Here is a 21,063-nt window from a genome sequence, read left to right as displayed (position 1 = left end):
ACTAGACGGACAGATATTTCGCGACCTGCGCCTCATCGACGCTGGCGCGCGGCTCATCGCGAACGATTTCGCCGTTTTCGATCACCAGCACCCGATCAGCGACGTCGAGCGCAAAGCTCAGCACCTGTTCGGAAACGATGATCGAAAGACCGCGGCTGTCGCGGATACGCTTCAAGGTGCGCGCCATCTCGCGAATGATCGACGGCTGGATACCTTCGGTCGGCTCGTCGAGCAGCAGCACCTTCGGCTTGGTGGCGAGCGCGCGAGCGATCGCGAGTTGCTGCTGCTGGCCGCCGGACAGATTGCCGCCGCGCCGCCCTTTCATTTCGAGCAGCACCGGGAACAGCTCGTAAATGTCCGCCGGCACCTCGCTCTCGCCAGAGGCCGCAAGTCCAGTTTCGATGTTCTCCCTCACCGTCATGGTGGAGAAGATCATCCGGCCCTGCGGCACGTAAGCGAGCCCCTTGGCGACGCGCTCGTAGCTCTTGAGACCGCCGAGCTCGATGCCGTTCATCGCGATCGAGCCTTTGCGCTGCGGGATGATGCCCATCAGCGACTTCATCAGCGTGGTCTTGCCCATGCCGTTGCGGCCCATGATCGCGACGATCTCATTCGGCGCGACATCGATATTGAGCCCGTGCAACACCTCGCTCTGTCCATAGGCGACGTGCAGATCGTTGATAGCGAGCATGTCCGCCTCCTTAGTGGCCGAGATAGACTTCGATGACCTTCGGGTCGTTCTTGACCGTGTCCATCGAGCCTTCGGACAGGATCTGGCCCTGGTGCAGCACGGTGACCTTGTGGGCGATGTCTTCGACGAACTTCATGTCGTGCTCGATCACCAGCACCGAGCGGTCTTTGATGATGGTGTGGAGCAGTTCGGCGGTCTTGACGCGCTCGGACACGCTCATGCCGGCGACCGGCTCGTCGAGCATCAACAGGTCGGGGTCCTGGATCAGCAGCATGCCGATCTCGAGCCACTGCTTTTGGCCGTGGCTGAGCAGATCGGCGCTCATGCCGAGCTTGTCCTTCAGGAAGATTGCTTCGGCGACCTCCTCGACGCGCTCGCGCACAGCCGCGGTGCGCTGAAACGCCAGCGCACCGAACACCGAGCGTCCCTGCGGATAGGAGATCTCCAGATTTTCGAACACCGTGAGGTCCTCGTAGATTGACGGCGTCTGGAATTTGCGGCCGACGCCGGCCTGGACGATCTCGTTCTCCTTCATCTTGGTGAGATCCTTGCCGCGGAAGTGGATCGCGCCGGAGGTCGCTTTGGTCTTGCCACAGATCAGATCCAGCACGGTGGTCTTGCCGGCGCCATTGGGGCCGATGATCACGCGGATCTCGTTCTCCTCGACGTAGAAGGACAGATCGTTGACCGCCTTGAAGCCGTCGAACGAAACCGTGAGCCCTTCCACGGCGAGCAGGAATTCGGGCGGTTGATGGCCGATCAGCATGGTGTCCTCCTCATTCCGCCGGGGCGCCGTCGGCCACCGGGCCGAACGACTTGCCACCTGTAGGATCCGAACCGGGCTTTCGCTTGGAGATCAGCTTGTCGAACAGCGGCTGGACGTAATCGCGCCAGATGCCGGCGAGACCGTTCGGGAAGATCAGCACCACCGCGATGAACAAGGCGCCGAGACCGAACAGCCAGAGCTGCGGAAAGGATTCCGATAGCGAGGTCTTGGCGAAGTTGACCAGCAGCGTTCCGTAGATCGCGCCGAAGATCGACAGCCGGCCGCCAACCGCGGTGTAGATCACCATTTCGATCGACGGCACGATGCCGACGAAGGACGGCGACATGAAACCGACGTTGAGTGTGAACATCGCGCCGCCGACCGCCGCGAACATCGCCGCGAGGCAGAAAGCGAAGATCTTGAAGTTGGCGACGCTGTAGCCGGAGAACCTCACCCGGTCCTCCTTCTCGCGCATCGCCACCAGAATGCGGCCGAGCTTCGAGTGCCGCACGAACAGTGCCAGCAAGATCGCGCCGAACAGGAACGCGACTTCGACGAAGTACAGCACCACCTTGGCGTGGTCGGGACGGATGTCCCAGCCCTTCAAGGTGCGAAGGTCGGTGATGCCGTTGATGCCGCCGGTGTAGCCCTGCTGGCCGATGATCAGGATGGTCATGATCGCGGCGATCGCCTGGGTGATGATGGCGAAATACACGCCGCCCACCCGGCGTTTGAACATCGCAGCGCCGATCAGGAAAGCGAACACCGCCGGCACCACCAGGATCGCGATCACGGTGATCGTCAGGCTGTGGAACGGCTGCCAGAACCACGGGATCTGGGTGATCTGGTTCCAGTCCATGAAGTCCGGAATGCCGGGCGTCGACTGGATCTTGGTGTTCTCGACGCTGGAGGCTTCCAGCTTGAGATACATCGCCATGCAGTAGCCACCGAGGCCGAAGAACACGCCCTGGCCAAGACTGAGAATCCCGCCGAAGCCCCAGCACAGCACAAGGCCGATCGCCACGAAGGCGTAGGTCAGATATTTGGCAACGAGATTGAGGCGGAACACGTCGAGCGACAGCGGCAGGATCACCACCAGGAGCACGGCGAGGACGGCGAGACCGAGCAGATCGGTACGACTGAGAAAGCGCGGGCTTTCCATGACGGAGGCTCCTGTTACTTACGGACCTTGAGGGCGAACAGACCTTGCGGCCGCACCATCAGGATCGCGACGATGGCGAGCAGCGTCAGCACCTTGGCCATCGAGCCGGACATGAAGAACTCCATGGTCGACTGCGCCTGGGAGATGCTGAAGGCCGAAGCGATGGTGCCGAACAGGCTGGCGGCGCCGCCGAACACCACAACCAGGAAGGTGTCGACGATGTAGAGCTGACCGGAGGTCGGACCGGTCGAACCGATCATGGTGAACGCCGAGCCTGCGATGCCCGCGATGCCGCAGCCGAGGCCGAAGGTGTAGCGGTCGATCTTTTCAGTGTTGATGCCGACGGCGCCGGCCATCACCCGATTCTGCACCACGGCGCGGACCTGACGGCCCCAGCGCGACCAGAACAGGACGTAGGACACGGCCGCGGTGATCAGCACGGTGAGCGCCATCACGAACATGCCGTTGATCGGAATCTCGATGGTGTCGGTGACCTGCTTGGAGCCGAGCATCCACTGCGGCAACTCGACGCCGACCTCGCGCGCACCGAAGATCGACCGGTAGGCCTGCTGCAGGATCAGCGACAACCCCCAGGTCGCCAGCAGGGTGTCGAGCGGACGCTTATAGAGGTGGCGGATCAGCCCCCACTCCACCAGCATGCCGAGCGCCCCGGAGGCGATGAATGCCAGGATCATCGCGATGAAGAAGTAGCCGGCGAACAGCGACGGCAGATAGGATTGGAAGAAGTTCGACGTCATCCAGGTGACGTAGGCGCCCAGGATCATGAACTCGCCGTGGGCCATGTTGATGACGCCCATCTGGCCGAAGATGATCGCCAGGCCAAGGGCCATCAGCACGTAGACGGAAAACAGAATGAGCCCCGCGAAGCCCTGCATCGCGAAGATCGCCCCGAGATCACCAATCGAATATTCGCCGAACATGAGGCTGCCCCTGGATGGAATGATCTGAACTCGGTGGAGGTCGGCGGCGCGCTTCCACACTCGCAGCGTCATGCGCGGGCATGACCCGCGCATCCATCTTCCGAAGAGGATGGATCGCCGGGTCGAGCCCGGCGATGACGTCCGGAGTGAGAGCGCCTGCCGACGCTTACTGGTAGCCCTTCGGGAACGGATCGGGCTCGACCAGATCGGCGGTTTCGTAGATCAGCTCGTACTGACCATCCGCCTTGGCGCGTCCGACGCGAGTCTTGGACCACAGATGGTGGTTCTCGTGGATCCGGACGTAGCCTTCCGGCGCGCCCTTGAACTCAACGCCGGGCGAGGCCGCTGCGACCTTGTCGATGTCGAACGAGCCAGCCTTCTCGACTGTCAATTTCCACAGCCACGGGCCGAGATAGGCAGCCTGGGTGACGTCTCCGATCACCGTCTTCGGGCCCCACATCTTGTGGAACTCCTCGACGAACTTCTTGTTGTTCGGATTGTCGAGCGACTGGAAGTACTTCATGCAGGCGTAAGCGCCCGCGATGTTCTCACCGCCGATGCCGTCGATTTCGTCCTCGGTCACCGAGATCGTCAGCAGGGTCTGCTTCGACAGGTCGATGCCGGCAGCCTTGAGCTGCTTGTAGAACGCCACGTTCGAACCACCGACGATGATCGCGTAGATCACGTCCGGCTTGGTCAGCTTGATCTTGTTGATCACCGAGTTGAACTGGGTGTGGCCGAGCGGGAAGTATTCTTCGCCGACCACCTTGCAGCCCTGCAGATGGTTCTCGATGTGCTTGCGAGCGATCTTGTTCGAGGTGCGCGGCCAGATGTAGTCGGAGCCGAGCAGGTAGAAGCTCTTGGCGCCCTTGGTCTTGTTGACCCAATCGAGGCCGGCGATGATCTGCTGGGTGGCTTCCTGACCGGTGTAGATGACGTTCTTGGACTGCTCGAGGCCTTCATAGAAGGTCGGGTAGTACAGCATGCCGTTGTACTGCTCGAACACCGGCAGCACCGCCTTGCGCGAGGCCGAGGTCCAGCAGCCCATCACCGCGGCGCATTTGTCGTTGACCAGGAGCTTCTTGGCCTTCTCGGCAAAGGTCGGCCAGTCGGAGGCGCCGTCTTCCTGGATGTACTTGATCTTGCGGCCGAGCACACCGCCCGCGGCGTTGATCTGTTCGATCGCCAACTTCTCGGCCTGCACCGAACCGGTCTCGGAGATCGCCATGGTGCCGGTGACCGAGTGCAGGATGCCGACCGTGACCTCAGTATCCGTCACCGCGAGTCCGGTCGTATTGACCGCAGAAGTTGCAGGCGCCTGCGCGAACGACGTGCGCGGCAGCATCGTGAGGGCGGGAATTGCCGCCATCCCCATCAGCAGTTTACGCCGGAGCGGCGAATTCAGGCCCGTCTTGTTTTCGTCTGACATTAACTACCCCTTCGTGGTTCGTGGGACGCGAGTGCAGTCAGGGAAACGATCGACGAATTCGGCGGCTGGACCGATACGCAAGATCACGTATGTTGCATCGCAAGATCGCGACGTAGGTTTTTCAGGCGTCGGGATCTCCGGTCCCGGTGCCGTAACAACGAGCGCGAGGCCGACAAATTGCGCGTGCCGTGACGGCAAAACCGGCAACGTCGCCGGTGGATCGGCGCTAGTGTCGAGTAGAGATGAGGAGAAGCGCGTGGCGGGGCGGCAGCGCATAGATCGCGTTCGGCGCCAGTACAATCAGTGGGTCGCCAACCAGACCCTCGAAGACTACGCGCTTCGCTTCACCGCTAAGAGCTCGCGCCGGTGGTCGGCAGCTCGCGTCGCCAACACCGCCCTCGGCGCGATCTCGTTCCTGGCACTGGAGGCGATCGGCGGCACCATCACGCTGAACTACGGCGTCACCAACGCCACCGCGGCGATCCTGGTCGTCAGCGTGATCATCTTCTGCTGCGGCCTGCCGATTGCCTACCACGCGGCCAAATGTGGCGTCGACATCGACCTGCTGACGCGCGGCGCCGGCTTTGGCTATATCGGCTCGACTGTCACTTCGCTGATCTACGCCTCGTTCACCTTCCTGTTTTTCGCGATCGAGGCGGTCATCCTCGCCAATGCGCTGGAACTGTGCTTCGGCCTGCCACTCCCGATCGGCTATTTCTTCAGCGCGGTGGTGATCATCCCTGTGGTGACCTACGGCATTACGCTGATCAGCCGGTTCCAGCTTTGGACCCAGCCGTTCTGGGTTCTGCTGCACATCCTCCCGTTCGCCGCGATCGCAGTGAAGAGCCCGGAGTCGTTCGTCGCCTGGACGCGCTTTGCCGGCGAGCAAGGCAGTCAGGACGGCAAGCTCGATCTGTTGCTGTTCGGCACTGCAGCCTCAGTGGTGTTCGCGCTGGTCGCGCAGATCGGCGAGCAGGTCGATTTTCTGCGCTTTCTGCCGCGCGATCGCCGGGCCTCGCGCGGCGCCTGGTGGATCGCAATGATCAGCGCAGGCCCCGGCTGGATCGTGCCCGGTTCGCTGAAGCTCCTGGCCGGCTCATTTCTGGCATATTTCGCGCTCAGCCGCGGCGCGCCGCCGGATCAGGCGGCCGAGCCGGCCCACATGTATCTCGAGGCGTTCCGCACCGTGCTGGAGCAGCCCGGCCTGGTGCTGGCGCTGACCGGCGCATTCGTGATCCTGTCGCAGATCAAGATCAACGTCACCAACGCCTATGCGGGTTCGATAGCCTGGTCGAACTTCTTCTCGCGGTTGACCCACAGCCATCCCGGCCGCGTCGTCTGGCTGGTCTTCAACGTGCTGGTGGCGCTGCTGCTGATGGAGATCGGCGTCTATAAGGCGCTGGAGCATACGCTCGCACTCTACTCCAACGTCGCAATCGCCTGGGTCGGCGCCCTGGTTTCCGATCTCGTCGTCAACCGGCCGCTCGGGCTGCGGCCGAAGCACATGGAGTTCAAGCGAGCGCATCTCTACGACATCAACCCGGTCGGCGTCGGCTCGATGACGATCGCAACCGTGGTATCGATCAGCGCATTCTATGGCGTGTTCGGGCCGACAGCGAAGGCGCTGGCGCCGTTCGTGGCGCTCGTGGTCGCCTTCGTCACCGCGCCGATGATTGCCTTCGTCACCGGCGGGCGATTCTATATCGCGCGCAAGCCGAAGCGGGCCTGGCAGACCGCCGAGTCAATCAAGTGCTGCATCTGCGAGCACTCGTTCGAGCCCGAAGACATGGCCTATTGCCCGGCCTATGCGGGGCCGATCTGCTCGCTGTGCTGCTCGCTCGATGCGCGCTGCAACGACCTGTGCAAGCCACATGCGCGGATCGACGCACAGTTCACCGATGCGCTCGGCAAGATGCTGCCGCAGCGGGCCTACGCGCTACTGAACTCCCAGGTCGGGCACTATCTGACCGTGTTCGCGGTCTCGGTCGGACTGATCGGACTGTCGCTATTCTTGATCTATCTGCAGGTCGCGACCGCGAACGAGGCGCAGCAGATCGAGCTCGCCGAGATTCTCTGGAAGCTGTTCTTCGCGCTCACCATCATCGTCGGTGTGGTGAGCTGGCTGTTCGTGCTGGCGCGGCTCAGCCGGCAGGCAGCAGAGGCCGAGACGCGGCGACAAACCCAGCTGCTGATGCAGGAGATCGACGCCCACCGCCAGACCGACGCCGAGCTGCAGCGCGCCAAAGAAGCGGCCGAGTCCGCCAACCTCGCCAAGAGCCGCTACGTCGTCGGCCTCAGCCACGAGCTGCGCTCGCCGCTCAATGCGATCAGCGGCTACGCGCAGCTGCTCGAACAGGACAACACTCTGCCGCCGCGGCCGCGTGACCAGATCCGGCTGATGCGGCGCAGCGCCGACCATCTCTCCGGCCTGATCGACGGCCTGCTCGACATTTCCAAGATCGAAGCCGGCCGGCTGTATCTGTCGCGCGACGAGGTGCGGTTCGGCGAATTTCTCGACCAGCTTGTCGGCATGTTCCGACTGCAGGCCGCCGCCAAGGACATCGAATTCGTGTTCAAGCGGCCGCAATATCTGCCGCCGATGGTCTATGCCGACGAGAAGCGGCTGCGGCAAGTGCTGATCAACCTGTTGTCGAACGCCATCAAGTTCACCCAGGAAGGCAGCGTCCACTTCATCGTGCACTATCGTAACCCAGTGGCCGAACTCGAAGTGCGCGATACGGGCCCCGGCATCCATACCGACGACCTCGAGCGCATCTTTGCGCCGTTCGAGCGCGGCGCGCTCGGCGCGGCACAGCCGCACAGCGGTACCGGCCTCGGCCTCACCATCAGCAAGCTGCTTGCGGGCGTGATGGGCGGTGACCTCACCGTCACCTCGACGCCCGATAAGGGCTCAACCTTCCGCGTCAAGCTGCTGCTGTCGGAGGTCACCAACCCGACCCGCACCCGCTCGATCCGCGCTCCGGTGCTCGGCTATCACGGCCCGCGCAAGACCATCCTGGTGACTGACGACGATCCGGCGCAGCGCGGCCTGCTGCAGGATACGCTGGCGCCGCTCGGCTTCATCGTGCTGGTCGCAACCGACGGCTATTCCTGCATCGATCTCGCCGAGCATTGCCAACCTGATCTGTTCCTGCTCGACATCTCGATGCCGGGGATGGACGGCTGGACCGTGGCGGAGACGCTCCGCACCCAAGGCCACCATCACGCGCGCATCCTGATGCTGTCGGCGAGCGCGCTGGAGGCGCACGGCACGCTGCTGTCGCAGCCGTTCCACGATGCCTATCTGATGAAGCCGGTCGACATTCCGCGCCTGCTCGAACTGATCGGCCAGCTGCTCAAGATCGATTGGATCTACAAGGGCGAGGCTACCGCCGCTGCAGCGAACGCCACCGAGATTCAAAACCCGCCGATGCAGCACGTCGAGGAATTGATCGAGCTCGGCAAGATCGGCTACATCCGCGGCATCGAATCCAAACTTGATCAGATCCACACCGATTATCCGGAGACCTGGGCGTTCGTGTCGCAGATGCGAACGATGGTGGAGCAGTTCGACCTCGATACCTACATGAAGACGCTGAACACGCTGTATCGCCATGAACAATGACCTGAAGAAGCGCGATATCGCTCTGGTCGTCGACGACTCTCCGGAGACGTTGAGGATGCTGACCGACGCCCTCGACGGCGCCGGCATGACCGTGATGGTCGCGCTCGACGGCGCCGCAGCGATGCGGATCGTCGAACAGATCACGCCCGACATCATCCTGCTCGATGCGGTGATGCCGGGCATGGACGGCTTCGAAACCTGCCGGCGGCTGAAGCGCAGCCCGGGACTATCCGACGTGCCGGTGATCTTCATGACCGGCCTGTCGGAGTCCGAGCACATCGTGCGCGGGCTGGAGGCCGGCGGCGTCGACTACGTCACCAAGCCGATTGCGATCGTGGAGATGCTGGCGCGGATTCGCGTGCATCTGAACAATGCCCGCGTCAGCCAGAGCGCGCGTGCTGCGCTGGATGTGTCGGGACGTTTCCTGCTCGCGGTCGATCGGCTCGGCAAGGTGCTGTGGGCGACACCGCAGGCGCAGAAGCTGCTCGCCGCCGACGGCGCGCCGGAGGACGGCCTGCGGCTCGACTTGCCGAAGCCGTGGCTCGAATGGCTGGAGCAGGTGCACACCGGCCTCGCCCAGCCGAAGGTGCCGATGAAGTCCTCGATGCTGCGCAACGACGAGTTGCGGCTGCAATACATGGGCAAGCTCGGTCCCAATGAATTCCTGCTGCGGCTGGGACGCGACACCTCGGCCGAAGCGCCGGCGCAGTTCTCCGCCGAGTTTGGCCTCACCAGCCGCGAAAGCGAAGTGCTGGCGTGGCTCAGCAAGGGCAAGACCAACCGCGACATCGCGCAGATCCTGGGGCTCAGCCCGCGCACCGTCGACAAGCACCTCGAGCAGATCTATGCCAAGCTCGGCGTCGAAAACCGCACAGCCGCCGCGGCGATCGCCACCAATGCAAGCCGTCGCGACTAACTGCTTGTCTCCGTGCACCCGAGCCGGCCCGCGCGTGCTTCGATCTCAGCATTAAGCTCGCCGCCGGCAAGCACGACGATCGCCGTCATCCACATCCAGATCATCAGGCCGATCGCCGCGCCGAGCGAGCCGTAGGTGGCGTTGTAGTCGGCGAAATTGGCGAGGTAATAGGACAACGCGGCGGAGCCGGCGAGCCAGCTCAGCGTCGCGACGATGCTACCGGGCGCCACCCAACGCCACGGTGGCGACGGCCGGTTCGGCGCTGTGCGATATAGCAGCGACAGACCGCCGAACGTCATCAACGCCAATACAGGCCAGCGCCCGTAGTCGATCGCGACCGCCACCAGGTTACCGAGCCCAATCCGCGCCAATACGATCGGCGCAGCGATCACCAGACCGATCGCCGCCAGCACCGCGCCAAGGGCGCCAAGCGTGAGCAGCAGCGAAAATCCATTGAGCTTGAAGAAGCCGCGCTGCTCCTCGACATCGTACACCGCGTTGAGCGCGGCGATAATCGCCTTGACCCCGCCGTTGGCACTCCACAGCGCCAGCGATAGGCTGATCAGAAACGCAAACCCCAGCTTGGTCTGGCCGTTCGCCAACACGCGACCGACCTGCTCCTCGATCACCGAGTATGTACCAGCTGGTACGATGGAGGAGAGCTGCGCCAAATGGTCACCGATCGTGGCCGCGTCAGCAAACAGGGCATAGGACGACACCAGAGCTGTGATGGCGGGAAACAGCGCGAGCAGCCAATAGAACACAACGCCTGCAGCGACCAGAAACAAACGGTCGTCGCCGATCCGCCCATAAGTGCCGACGGCGATCGGCTTCCACTCGGCCCACAGCACCTGCCACGGCGAATCCGCAAACCGATGCAGCCCGGCCGGAGAGGTGCGTTCGGGCGCGCGCCATACGCGGCGCGCAGCGCTCGGCTCCGCAGCGTTCATCTCGATGCTTGCCAGGTCTTTGGAAGAATCAGTGCGTGTCGGTTTCGTGCCAGCGCTCCAGATCCGGCTTGTCGGGCGGGTTCTGATCTTCGACCTGAGAGCTTTGCCCCGGCTTCTTCCAAGGCTCACGAGTGCCGCTCTTCATCGCATCGCCGGGGCGATCGTCAGGCGCCTTGTCGTTGTCCATCGCGATCACTCCAGGCGGACATTGTCATCAGCGACTTCCACGACCCGCTTGGCTTTCTCGCCGACCTCACGAACCGCAGCCATCGCGGCCTCCGGCGTCAGCCCTTGACGACGGGCTTCATCGGCCGCCGCACCGGCAACGTCACGCGCCATGCTGCTCGCCCGCTCCGCGTAGCCGCGTGCTTGCGTCATCATCTCGTCGCTGGTGTCGCCGAATAGTTCGCGCTCGGTCTCGGTCGCCGGCAACGACGCCGCAATGCCAGCACCGATCGCGACACCGATCGCGCCGAGCAGCAGCGGTTGCTCGTTGAACAGATCCGAGAGCTTGGTCTTGGCGCTGTCGTACAGATCCGCACCGGCTTCCGGAATCGCCCGGCCGAACTCGGACGCACGCTCGAAAGCTTCGGTGCCTCGATCGCGCGCCATTCGGGCCGTCTCGCCGGCTGCGTTGGCGGCGCTGTCCCGCACCTCGGACAATTTCTCGCCGACGTCGGCAAAACGCTCGCCAACCCTGTGAAGGGCATCGGACGCAACGTCCGGCACGCGGTCGAGGCCGGTGCCGCGAGCAATACGCTCCGCGCTCGCTTTCGCGCGGTCGCCGGTGAACAGCCAGAGCAGTCCCATGCCGATCAGCGCGGTGGAAACCGGATTGCGCCGCATCGCGTCGCCGAGATCGCTGACGAACGGCACACCATTTTTCTTGGTCATCGGATCATCTCCCCGGCCGCTTCCTTGTCCCGCTGCAATTGCTCGATTGTCATTTCCGGCTTCAGCGTCTCCGGCGACAGGCGGTTGGCGCCGAAGGCGATCAGTGCCGCGGCTAGACCTGTGGTGCATGCACCCACGATCAAATACGCGACCGACTGTGAAAACCCATGCTCGACCAGGGCCGCCACCGCGGCCATCAGGAGAAGAATGAGGCCGGGGATCAGGATCACCGCACCGGCCCCTATCATCGCCGCGGCGCGGCCGATCTGGCCGAACTTCTCCGAAATCTCGGCGCGGGCCAGATCGAATTCGTTGCTGACCAGCTTGGCGAACTGGGTAAATGCGTCGCCCACCAAATCCGGGATCGAACGATTATTAGGCGTTGTCATCGTCAGAACCTCGGTTGGGCTCGGCATCGACGACGCGGCTGTCGCGTCCCGTTGAGCTCTTCAAGAACCGCACGGCACCGAAGCCGGCCAGGACGGCGAGGCCGAGGAACACGGTGGGCTGGCGACGCGCAAAATCCTGGACGCCGTGGACGAGGTCAGACAGATCACCGCGCTGCACGGTGTCGGAGATGTCCTCGACCTTGGACGCGGCCTTGCGCATGTAAACCCCGGCGATCGGCAGATCATTGTCGAACTCGCGCGAAGCGCGACGGATGGCGTCGGCGATGTTGGCGACGTAGTCGGCGCCCGCCTGCTTCTCTTCATAGGCGCGGCGCTTCAGCGATTCGCCGGCCTCGGCCGCGAATTCCTTGGCCGTTTCGGCGAACTCTTCCGCCTTGGCGCGCGCTGCATCTGCCGAGTCGCTTGCGAGGCCGACGATCCGCTCCTTCAGGTCACGCTCGTGCTCACCGCTTTGTCCAAACTCACCCGAAAGCTCCTGCGCATCCTTCTTGGGGGATTTAGGGGGCTGCTGCTGGCGACCGCCATTGCTGCCGCCGGTCGCGCCGGGATTCTTGACGATCTGCTCAGCCATGTCCGATGTCTCCGATCAATGTTTGTTCTGCGAGGGCGACGACGCCTCGAATGATGTGACAGCAGCCTCGGCGACCTTGCGGACGCGCTGGCCGAGATCGCGAACGTTCTCGGCGAGATCTTCACCAGTCAATCCCTGTTTCTCCGCTTCCTGAGCTGCCCCTTGATAGGCGGCCTGCCCCTTTTCGGCGCCACGCGTCACCATGTCCTTAGCCCCCGCAGCAACCTGACGGCCCACACGGGTGCCACTGGCGCGAACGCGCGGGAAGGCGCTTGCAATCAGTCCACCAATTAGCAGACCTGCGCCCGCCACCAGCAGCGGATGATCGGTCAAGGTCTGCCTAGCGGTCTTGGTGGCGCGGTTGCCGAAATCGGTCGCCTGATCGCGCAGCCGGGACGCCGCATCCATCCCGGCATCGCGGGTGTCGTGAAGCGTCTCGCGCATCTTGGTCGCCGCATCCCCGGCGCGATCGCGGACCTGTTCGGCCGCGTCGCGGACCGTGTCTACGACCATGCCGGCGAGTCCTGCGCCGCGCGCCGCGAGCTGGTCGGCCTCGCCAGCAAACGCTTCACCAGCCGCACTGGCACGGCGACGCAACTCGTCACTACTTTCGGACACGCTGCGGCCGAGGTCCTGTCCCTTGTGCTTAAGATCAGCCGCGGTGGCCGTCGCCGCCTGACGGAATTGGTCTGCGCGGCTCGCCACGACTTCCCCCGCGGCATCAATCGCGCCGGAGGCGTATTCCCGAGCTGCGATCGCGCTATCGGCGGCATCGGCAGAGAAATCGCGGGCACGGCGCTCGAGATCTCCGGCGAGGTCACGCGCCGCATCGGAGGCACGCTGCGTAAGTTCTGTGCCGGACCGGGTGCCGGCGAGATACAGGCCCGCCCCGATCATCAGCACCGGCGTCGGAATCGCCCGCACGATCTTCCACAGCGGATACGCCAACGTGGCGCCCACCGCGACCGCTTGCACGGGGTTGTTGCGGATCGAGTCGCGCACGCCGTCGGCGAGGTCTTCACCGCGCGATTTGATGTAGTTGTTGACCTCCGCCTTGATCGCGGCTGGCGAGTATTTCTCGCGCACGTCGTTGGCAGTGTCGGTCACCGTGGCACGCAACTGGCCAACGGTCTCGGTCAGGCCGGCACGGGCACGCTCGGTGTCGCGGCGAATCTCTTCCAGGCTGCGCGTATCGTTGGCCATCAAATGCCTCCATGCATGTCCGGGTGCCCAACTCGACAGGGTCGGCTCTGTTCCTCACTTGTCAATGCATTCATTCAAATGGGGATTCGGGAACAAGAGGAGAAGCGGAGGTTGGCCGCAGGCCACTAAAATTCGACTGACCTCCGACGTTTCGGTGGATTCTCGGCCGCCCTGAGCGGTAGCGCGGTCGGGTTGCCGACGATCAGATCGCGATGGTGCTTTCCGCCGCATGAAGATGTTCGCTACAAAGCAAGGCGCGAACGGCCGGCTGAACCGGCCGGCACAACAATCCAGGCCGACCGCACCATGCGACCTCGGCTGTACCAGGGGGGACATGATGGCGCTTCACGACTTCACGCTAGCCGACGTCTATCGCCGCAACGCGGCGCTGTTTCCCGATCGCACGGCTTTCATGGTCGATGGCGTCCACCTCACCCACCGCGACTATCTGGCACGGGCCGAGCGGCTGGCCAGCGGCCTGCTCCGCGACGGCGTGCACACCGGCGACCGGGTGGCGATTCTGTCGCAGAATTGCATCGAGATGATCGAGCTGATCGGCGCGGTGGCGTTGATCGGCGCGATCCTGCTGCCCGTAAACTATCGGCTCAACGCCGACGAGATCGCCTTCGTGCTCGGCGACGGCGCGCCCAGCGTGGTGGTGGCCGGCACCGATTATCGCGACATCGTTGCCGGGGTGCTGCCTTCGCTCGGCGGCGTCAAGAAAGCCTACGCGATCGGCGACGGTAGCGGACCGTTTGCGCCGTTCAAGGATCTCGCCTCGGACACGCCGTTCAGCGCCCCGGAGTTCGGCGCTGCCGACGGCTTCGTCATCATCCACACCGCCGCGGTCGGCGGCCGGCCGCGCGGCGCGCTGATCTCGCAGGGCAATCTCTTGATCGCGCAAAGCTCGCTGGTCGACGCATGGCGACTGACCGAAGCCGACGTCAATCTCGGCATGCTGCCGCTGTTTCACGTCACCGGGCTCGGCCTGATGCTGACCCTGCAGCAGGCCGGCGGCGCGAGCGTGATCGCCGCAAAGTTCGACCCGCCGCAGGCGGCGCGCGACATCGAAGCTCACAGGGTGACGGTGATGGCCGAGTTCGCGCCGATGCTCGGCAACATTCTCGATCAGGCCGAGCCGGCGCAGCTGGCCAGCCTGCGCGCCGTGACCGGGCTCGACACGCCGGAGACGATCGAGCGGTTCGAGGCCACCTGCCCCAATGCGACGTTCTGGGCAACGTTCGGCCAATCAGAAACCTCGGGGCTCTCAACTTTTGCGCCCTATCGTGACCGGCCGAAATCCGCCGGGCGCCCCCTGTTCTGGCGCACCGTCGCGGTGGTCGATGCGGAAGATCGCCCGCTGCCGCCGGGCGAAGTCGGCGAGATCGTGCTGCGCGGCCCGACCGTATTCAAAGGCTACTGGAACAATGCGGCCGCCACCCAGCATGCGTTCCGCAACGGCTGGCACCATACCGGGGACATGGGCCGATTCGATGCCGACGGTTATTTGTTCTACGCCGGCCGCGCGCCCGAAAAGGAGCTGATCAAGACCGGCGGCGAGAACGTCTATCCAGCCGAGGTCGAAGGCGCACTGAAGCAGCATCCAGCGATCGCCGACGCGGTGGTGATCGGCGTGCCAGATCCGCAATGGAGCGAAGCGATCAAGGCGGTGTGCGTATGCAAACCAGGCGAAAGCATCGCCGCAGACGCCCTCGCCGAATTCGTCGCATCGCTGATCGCCCGCTACAAGAAGCCAAAGCACGTGGTGTTCGTCGAGGCGCTGCCGAAGGATGCGAAGGGTGCTATCGATCGGGCTGCAGTGAAGACAGCGCACGGGCAGGCCTGACGCCGGCCTGCGCGCTCACTCACTGCAGCGAAAATCGCACCGGCACGGTGAAGCTGAGCGACGATTGGGTGATCTCGCTCGGGAACGGCGGCAGCGGCTGGGCGCGGCGGATCATCGCCATGGTCTCGGCGTCGAGCGCGGCATGGCCGGAAGTGCGGGCCAGCCGGCTGCCGAGCACTTGGCCGCCGCGGCCGACGGTGAACGACAGCATCGCCGTGCCCTGCTCGCGCGCCGCCCGCGACTCCGACGGATATTGCTTGTAGCGGGCAAGATGCGCGGCCAGCCGGTCGCGATACGAAGGCAACGCAGCGGTTGCAGCAGCCTGCCCCGCGCTCGGCGCGGCGGCGAGCGCAGCCTGGCGCTCGGCCTTCGGCGCCGCCGTGGTACGCGGCGCCGGCGGGTGCGCATGCGGCTTGGCCTTGGCCTCGTCCCGCTTGATATCATCGCGCTTCGCCCGCTCGCGCCTGATCTCCTCCCGCTTCGGCTTGGCGTCGTCACGCCGCAAAGGTTCGACCGCAGCGGGCGGTTGCGGCAGTACGACTTCCGATTCCGGCACCACTGGCGCGAGGGGCTCTGGCGGCTGTGCCGCGAGTTGCTGCGGAGGTTCAAGAGCCGGTGACGGCGGCGGCTGTTTCGCCTCATCCTGTGGCTTGGGCGCTTCCTGCATCTCAGGTCCCGGCGCGAGATCCTGCGGCTGCAGTGCGGGCGCCGCGGAGGCCGGCGCCATGTCGACCAGGATCGCCGGCATCACCACGCCTGGTGACGGAGCCTGTTGATACCAGGCGACCGCAGCGGCGATCAGCCCGAAATGCGCCATGACGATCGCGGCCGCCGACAGCAGCCATTGGCTGCGGCCGCGCCCGGGCGCCTCGTGCAGCACGTAGTCGTTCATGGCTGATCCCGGCCGTCGAGTCCAACCAGCGCGACCTTGAGATAGCCGGCGTCGCGCAGCAGGTTCATCACCGCCATCAACTCGCCATAAGCAACCGCCTTGTCGGCGCGCACGAAGATCCGTTCGTCCTTGTTGCCATTCGTCGCACTCTGCAGCGCAGCCCCCAGCGTATCACGCCCCACGATGGTCTCGCCGACCGCGAGCGTCAGATCCGGCTGCACCGACAGATACACCGGCTTGTCCGGACGAGGCTGGGGCTGTGCAGTGGAGGCCGGCAGATCGACGCCGATATCGACGGTGGCGAGCGGCGCCGCCACCATGAAGATGATCAGCAACACCAGCATCACGTCGATAAACGGCGTGACGTTGATCTCATGCGCGACCTCGAGATCGCCCTCCGCCGCAGGCCGTCGTCCGCCGAGCCGCACGCCCATCGCGTCACCCCGCCCGCATCTGCCGCGCCGAGCGGCCGCGGTCGCGGCTGACGAGCAGCAGCACCTGCGCCGAGGCGTCGCCGAGCAGCGCCCGATAGGTCGCAATGGCACGGACCAGATAGTTGTAGATCACCACCGCCGGCACCGCGGCGACCAGGCCGAGCGCGGTGGCGAGCAGCGCCTCGGCGATGCCGGGTGCCACCACCGCCAGATTGGTAGTGTGCGCTTCGGAAATGCCGATGAAGGCATTCATGATGCCCCACACTGTGCCGAACAGGCCGACGAACGGCGCCACCGCGCCGACGGTGGCGAGAATGCCGGTGCCGCTGGCGATCTTGCGCGCCATCGCCGCTTCGACCCGCTCCAGCCGCAGCGCGACGCGCTCCTTGAAGTCGGCATCGAAAGTCCAGCCCGACAGGCTGCCTTCGCGCGCCGCCGTCTGGATCAGCTGCGACACCGCGTCATGCGCACCCTCGCTGCTGCGGCCGAGCTCGGCCAGCGTGGTATCGGTTTCGAGCTTGCTGAGACCATCGCGGGCGCGCGCGGTTTCGCGCCGTAGCTCGATGGTCTTCGACAGCCACACCGTCCAGGTCGCGAGCGATGCCAGCGCGAGGCCTGCCATCACCACCTTCACGACAATGTCGGCGTTCTTGAACATGCCCCAGGCCGACAGGTCGCGCGGCAGGCTGGCGATATCGGCGGCGGCATAAGCGGCGGTGCCGTGTAACAGCGCGACCACGGAGCCGAGCGCGCCGGCGCGGACGAGATTGCGGATCATCGGCGGGACGCAAAATGGCGGCATCATCCACTTTCGACAGGCAAAGACGTTCGGCGCGGGGCCGCGAGCTATCGCACGGATCGCTGGCCACCCGAAATCAATTCTGGCCCCCGGGTCCGATGCCGGAGGCCATCGCATAAACCCATCGGACGCGGTTTGTTCTGGCTCAAAGCGGCTATTTTCCGGAACCGGCGCAGGATGGCGGGCTGGCATTTTCAGCGCGCTCCGTCGTACGGAATTCCTCAGCAAGAGCCGCAGAGATGCCGTTTGCAGTCGCGCGCGCGACCTGCCAAACTCCGCGAAACACAACCGGCGCCACAAGCCGAGACAATAAGAAACGGGAGGATGGATGAGCTCCTACGAGACGATCCTGGTCGAGCGACCGGATCCGGCGGTCGCACGAATCGTGATGAACCGTCCCGACGCGCGCAACGCGCAAAATCTGCAGATGACCTACGACCTCAACGCCGCGTTCGACGACGCGGTGCAGGACGACACCGTCAAGGTGATTATCCTGGCCGGTGCCGGTCCGCACTTCTCCGCCGGCCACGATCTGCGCGCGACCACCAAGAATGAAGCCGGTATCGACTTTCCGCCGATCGGCGCCTGGGGCGGGTTTCGCGAGCCGGGCGCGCACGGACGGATGGCACGCGAGCAGGAGATCTATCTGCAGATCACCCGGCGCTGGCGCAATCTCGCCAAGCCGACCATCGCCGAAGTGCACGGCAAGTGCATTGCCGGCGGCTTGATGCTGGCCTGGGCCTGCGACCTGATCGTCGCCGCCGACTCGGCCGAGTTCTGCGATCCGGTGGTGACAATGGGCGTGTGCGGCGTCGAGTGGTTCGTGCATCCCTGGGAGCTCGGCCCGCGCAAGGCCAAGGAGTTGTTGTTCACCGCCGACAGCTGGAGCGCGCAAGAAGCCCATCAGCTCGGCATGGTCAATCACGTGGTGCCTGCCACCGAACTATCCGCTTTCACCATGGCGCTGGCCCAGCGGATCGCCGCCAAGCCGAGCTTTGCGCTGAAGATGACCAAGGAAGCGGTCAACCGCTCGGTGGATATCCAGGGGCAGCCGGCCGCGATCGATCAGGCGTTCGCGCTGCATCAGCTTTGTCACGCTCATAATCTGCAGGAGTTTGGAATGATCGTCGATCCGTCGGGACTGCATCCGTCGGTGCGCAAGCAAGTAAAGGTGTAAGCGATGGATCTCACGCCCAGTGACGAACAGCGGCTGCTGCGCGAAAGCGCCGACCGCTTCATCGCCGAGACCTACACGACGAAGCTGCGCGAGCAGAACGCCAAGGAGCCGTTCGGCTTCAGCGAAGCAATCTGGAAGCAGTTCGCCGATCTCGGCTGGCTGGCGCTGCCGCTGCCCGAGGCGCATGGCGGCATCGGCGGCGGCGCGATCGAAGTCGGCATCCTGATGGAAGCGTTCGGCCGCGGCCTCGTCAGCGAGCCGTATCTGTCGACCGTGGTGCTCGGCGCCGGCCTCGTCGCCGAACATGGCCGCGACGAGCAGAAGGCGGCGCTGCTGCCGCAGATCGCGGAAGGAACGTTGCGGCTCGCTTTCGCGCATGCCGAACGCGCCGCGCGCGCAGATCTATCGCGCGTCGACACCACCGCGCGCAAAGACGGCGATCACTATGTGATCGACGGCGCTAAAGTTGCGGTGCTGGACGGCGCCTCGGCCGATCAGCTGATCGTCTCGGCGCGGCTGGCGAACAACGGCAGCGGCTCGCTGCGGCTGTTCCTGGTGCCGCGCGACGCGGCGAGGCTATCGCTCGCCGACTATCCGCGGCTCGGTGGCGGACGGGCATGCAATCTGACGCTGCAAGGCGTGCGCGTCCCGGCCGACGCGATGCTCGGCACTGACGGCGATGCGTATCCGGCGATCGAGGCCGTGGTCGATCGCGCGCTCGCGGCGATGTCGGCCGAAGCGGTCGGCATGATGCAGACGCTGACCGACAAGACGCTCGACTACACCAAAGTTCGAAAACAGTTCGGCCGGCCGCTCGCCGCCAACCAGGTGGTGCGGCATCGGCTGACCGACATGTCGGTGCAGGTCGACGAAGCCCGCTCGATGGCGCTGCGTGCGGCTCTGAAGGCGGATGCCGAGGCCACCGAGCGTGGCCGTGCCGCCTCCGGCGCCAAGGCCAAGATCGGCAAGGGCGCACGCTTCGTCGCCGAGCAGTCGGTGCAGCTTCACGGCGGCATGGGCGTCACCGAGGAACTCGACGTCGGCGCATATTTCAAACGCCTGCTGGCGTTCGAGACGCTGTTCGGCGGCAGCACCCATCACTATCGCCGCCATGCTGCGCTCAGCGGCCGGCCTGTTTAAGCAAAGCGAGGCATCGACATGGACATGACCTTCGGCGAAGCCGAGCTCGCCTTCCAGCAAGAGGTCCGCGATTTCATCGCGGCGAATCTGACGCCCGACATGAAGCGGGCCGAGTCGCTCAACGCCTCGGTGTTCTCCGAGCCGGAGACCGGCGTGCCTTGGCAACGCGCCCTCAACGCCAAGGGCTGGGGCGCGCCGGGCTGGCCGGTCGAATATGGCGGCACCGGCTGGACGCCGGCACAGCGCTGGATTTTCGAGACCGAATGCGCCCATGCGGGCGTGCCCTCCCCGACGCCGATGGGCGTCAAGATGGTCGGCCCCGTGATCATCGGCTTCGGCTCGCCGGAGCAGAAGAACTACTTCCTGCCGCGGATTCTGTCCTGCGAGGATTATTGGTGCCAGGGCTATTCGGAGCCGGGCTCGGGCTCGGACCTGTCGTCGCTGAAGACCCGCGCGGTCCGCGACGGCGATGAGTATGTCATCAACGGCACCAAGATCTGGACCACCCACGCGCACAACGCCAACATGATGTTCGCGCTGGTGCGCACCAGCGACGAGCCGCGGCAGCAGGATGGCATCAGCTTCGTGCTGATCGACATGAAGAGCCCCGGCATCACCATCCGCCCGATTCTCACGATCGGTGGCGATCACGAGGTCAACCAGGTGTTCTTCGACGACGTCCGGATTCCGGCGTCGAACTTGGTCGGCCAGGAAGGCAAGGGCTGGACCTACGGCAAGTATCTCCTGGAATTCGAGCGCGGCTCCGGCATCGCCTCGGCGAAGCTCCGCAAGGCGCTGCACCGGGCGGCGGCGTTCGCCGAGTCGGACGCGACCGGCCGGGCGATCGAGGATCCGGACATCGCGATCCGGATGTCGGAGGCCGAGGTCGATATCGATGCGCTGGAAATGACCGAGCTGCGGGTGCTCTCGGCGCTGCAGAACGGCCAGAACCCCGGCGCGGTGTCGTCGATCCTGAAGCTGCGCACCAGCGAGATCTACCAGGCGGTGAGCCGACTCGGCGTCGACGTCATCGGCACAGACGGCCTCTATGTCGAACCGACCCGCCCGCTGCACCGGCTCAACGCGCCGCCGGCGATTCCGGAGAACGAACTCGCCGTGATGCCGACGCACCTCAACGGCCGCGCCTACACCATCTTCGGCGGCACCTCCGAGATCCAGCGCGACATCATCAGCAAGCTGGTGCTGGGGCTATAGGC

20 protein-coding genes are annotated in these 21,063 nt (G+C 64.8%); 6 read left to right on the top strand and 14 right to left on the bottom strand.

The window, feature by feature from the left end:
- Nucleotide 1: 1 nt before the first annotated feature.
- From urtE to urtA, 5 genes are all read right to left on the bottom strand, one after another.
- Complete coding sequence (urtE, locus tag HZF03_RS06345) at nt 2-691, bottom strand: urea ABC transporter ATP-binding subunit UrtE (protein WP_119019388.1); 690 nt, start codon at nt 689-691, stop codon at nt 2-4.
- Nucleotides 692-701: 10 nt separating this feature from the next.
- A complete protein-coding gene (gene urtD / locus HZF03_RS06340) occupies nt 702-1,457 on the bottom strand; it encodes an urea ABC transporter ATP-binding protein UrtD (protein WP_012494928.1) in 756 nt (251 codons plus the stop codon).
- Nucleotides 1,458-1,467: 10 nt separating this feature from the next.
- Entirely contained in the window at nt 1,468-2,619 is a 1,152-nt protein-coding gene (gene urtC, locus HZF03_RS06335; RefSeq protein ID WP_011156816.1) for an urea ABC transporter permease subunit UrtC, read from the bottom strand.
- 14 nt (nt 2,620-2,633) lie between these two features.
- On the bottom strand, nt 2,634-3,560 hold the full coding sequence (urtB, locus tag HZF03_RS06330) for an urea ABC transporter permease subunit UrtB (protein ID WP_119019389.1): 927 nt from the start codon (nt 3,558-3,560) through the stop codon (nt 2,634-2,636).
- Between the two features lie 166 nt (nt 3,561-3,726).
- A complete protein-coding gene (gene urtA / locus HZF03_RS06325; protein ID WP_011156814.1) occupies nt 3,727-4,989 on the bottom strand; it encodes an urea ABC transporter substrate-binding protein in 1,263 nt (420 codons plus the stop codon).
- 256 nt (nt 4,990-5,245) lie between these two features.
- Here urtA and HZF03_RS06320 point away from each other — a divergent pair, with 256 nt between their 5' ends.
- Together HZF03_RS06320 and HZF03_RS06315 are read left to right on the top strand one after the other, a co-directional pair.
- On the top strand, nt 5,246-8,614 hold the full coding sequence (locus tag HZF03_RS06320) for a hybrid sensor histidine kinase/response regulator (RefSeq protein WP_119019390.1): 3,369 nt from the start codon (nt 5,246-5,248) through the stop codon (nt 8,612-8,614).
- The gene (locus tag HZF03_RS06315; protein ID WP_119019391.1) at nt 8,604-9,530 is read left to right on the top strand and encodes a response regulator transcription factor; all 927 of its coding nucleotides are present in this window, start codon (nt 8,604-8,606) and stop codon (nt 9,528-9,530) included. Before HZF03_RS06320 ends, HZF03_RS06315 begins: the two co-directional genes overlap by 11 nt.
- On the opposite strand, the gene HZF03_RS06310 is transcribed toward HZF03_RS06315, so the two are convergent.
- From HZF03_RS06310 to HZF03_RS06285, 6 genes are read right to left on the bottom strand one after another with little or no spacing between them, the layout of a single operon-like run.
- Nucleotides 9,527-10,480 carry a YihY/virulence factor BrkB family protein gene (locus HZF03_RS06310; protein WP_119019392.1) on the bottom strand — a complete coding sequence of 318 codons (954 nt, stop codon included), beginning with the start codon at nt 10,478-10,480 and terminating at the stop codon, nt 9,527-9,529. The genes HZF03_RS06315 and HZF03_RS06310 overlap by 4 nt on opposite strands.
- 28 nt (nt 10,481-10,508) lie before the next feature.
- Nucleotides 10,509-10,667: a hypothetical protein gene (locus HZF03_RS06305; protein WP_165858155.1), complete on the bottom strand. Its 159-nt coding sequence runs from the start codon at nt 10,665-10,667 to the stop codon at nt 10,509-10,511.
- Nucleotides 10,668-10,672: 5 nt separating this feature from the next.
- Entirely contained in the window at nt 10,673-11,374 is a 702-nt protein-coding gene (locus HZF03_RS06300) for a hypothetical protein (protein WP_119019393.1), read from the bottom strand.
- Nucleotides 11,371-11,763: a phage holin family protein gene (locus HZF03_RS06295; RefSeq protein ID WP_119019394.1), complete on the bottom strand. Its 393-nt coding sequence runs from the start codon at nt 11,761-11,763 to the stop codon at nt 11,371-11,373. Before HZF03_RS06295 ends, HZF03_RS06300 begins: the two co-directional genes overlap by 4 nt.
- The gene (locus HZF03_RS06290; RefSeq protein WP_012494923.1) at nt 11,750-12,355 is read right to left on the bottom strand and encodes a hypothetical protein; all 606 of its coding nucleotides are present in this window, start codon (nt 12,353-12,355) and stop codon (nt 11,750-11,752) included. Before HZF03_RS06290 ends, HZF03_RS06295 begins: the two co-directional genes overlap by 14 nt.
- Nucleotides 12,356-12,370: 15 nt before the next feature.
- Nucleotides 12,371-13,558 carry a hypothetical protein gene (locus tag HZF03_RS06285; protein ID WP_119019395.1) on the bottom strand — a complete coding sequence of 396 codons (1,188 nt, stop codon included), beginning with the start codon at nt 13,556-13,558 and terminating at the stop codon, nt 12,371-12,373.
- A gap of 337 nt (nt 13,559-13,895) precedes the next feature.
- On the opposite strand from HZF03_RS06285, the gene HZF03_RS06280 reads away from it, so the two are divergent.
- Nucleotides 13,896-15,404 carry an AMP-binding protein gene (locus HZF03_RS06280; protein WP_179906267.1) on the top strand — a complete coding sequence of 503 codons (1,509 nt, stop codon included), beginning with the start codon at nt 13,896-13,898 and terminating at the stop codon, nt 15,402-15,404.
- A 19-nt stretch (nt 15,405-15,423) separates the two neighbouring features.
- Here HZF03_RS06280 and HZF03_RS06275 read toward each other — a convergent pair whose 3' ends face one another.
- The 3 genes from HZF03_RS06275 to exbB are packed head-to-tail and all read right to left on the bottom strand — an operon-like array spanning nt 15,424 to nt 17,535.
- Nucleotides 15,424-16,296, bottom strand: coding sequence for an energy transducer TonB (locus tag HZF03_RS06275; protein WP_119019397.1), 873 nt, complete (start codon nt 16,294-16,296; stop codon nt 15,424-15,426).
- A complete protein-coding gene (gene exbD / locus HZF03_RS06270) occupies nt 16,293-16,730 on the bottom strand; it encodes a TonB system transport protein ExbD (protein WP_119019398.1) in 438 nt (145 codons plus the stop codon). Before exbD ends, HZF03_RS06275 begins: the two co-directional genes overlap by 4 nt.
- A 4-nt stretch (nt 16,731-16,734) precedes the next feature.
- Nucleotides 16,735-17,535, bottom strand: coding sequence for a tonB-system energizer ExbB (gene exbB, locus HZF03_RS06265; RefSeq protein ID WP_234832298.1), 801 nt, complete (start codon nt 17,533-17,535; stop codon nt 16,735-16,737).
- A gap of 322 nt (nt 17,536-17,857) precedes the next feature.
- On the opposite strand from exbB, the gene HZF03_RS06260 reads away from it, so the two are divergent.
- From HZF03_RS06260 to HZF03_RS06250, 3 genes are read left to right on the top strand one after another with little or no spacing between them, the layout of a single operon-like run.
- On the top strand, nt 17,858-18,706 hold the full coding sequence (locus tag HZF03_RS06260; RefSeq protein WP_119019399.1) for an enoyl-CoA hydratase: 849 nt from the start codon (nt 17,858-17,860) through the stop codon (nt 18,704-18,706).
- A gap of 3 nt (nt 18,707-18,709) precedes the next feature.
- On the top strand, nt 18,710-19,846 hold the full coding sequence (locus HZF03_RS06255) for an acyl-CoA dehydrogenase family protein (protein WP_119019400.1): 1,137 nt from the start codon (nt 18,710-18,712) through the stop codon (nt 19,844-19,846).
- Between the two features lie 18 nt (nt 19,847-19,864).
- Entirely contained in the window at nt 19,865-21,061 is a 1,197-nt protein-coding gene (locus HZF03_RS06250; RefSeq protein ID WP_119019401.1) for an acyl-CoA dehydrogenase family protein, read from the top strand.
- Nucleotides 21,062-21,063 lie beyond the last annotated feature (2 nt).

Source organism: Rhodopseudomonas palustris (assembly GCF_013415845.1).
In the GTDB taxonomy this organism is placed as follows: domain Bacteria; phylum Pseudomonadota; class Alphaproteobacteria; order Rhizobiales; family Xanthobacteraceae; genus Rhodopseudomonas; species Rhodopseudomonas palustris_F.
The sequence above is the reverse complement of the archived record's forward strand: the minus strand, read 5'-3'. Positions and strand labels throughout refer to the sequence as shown.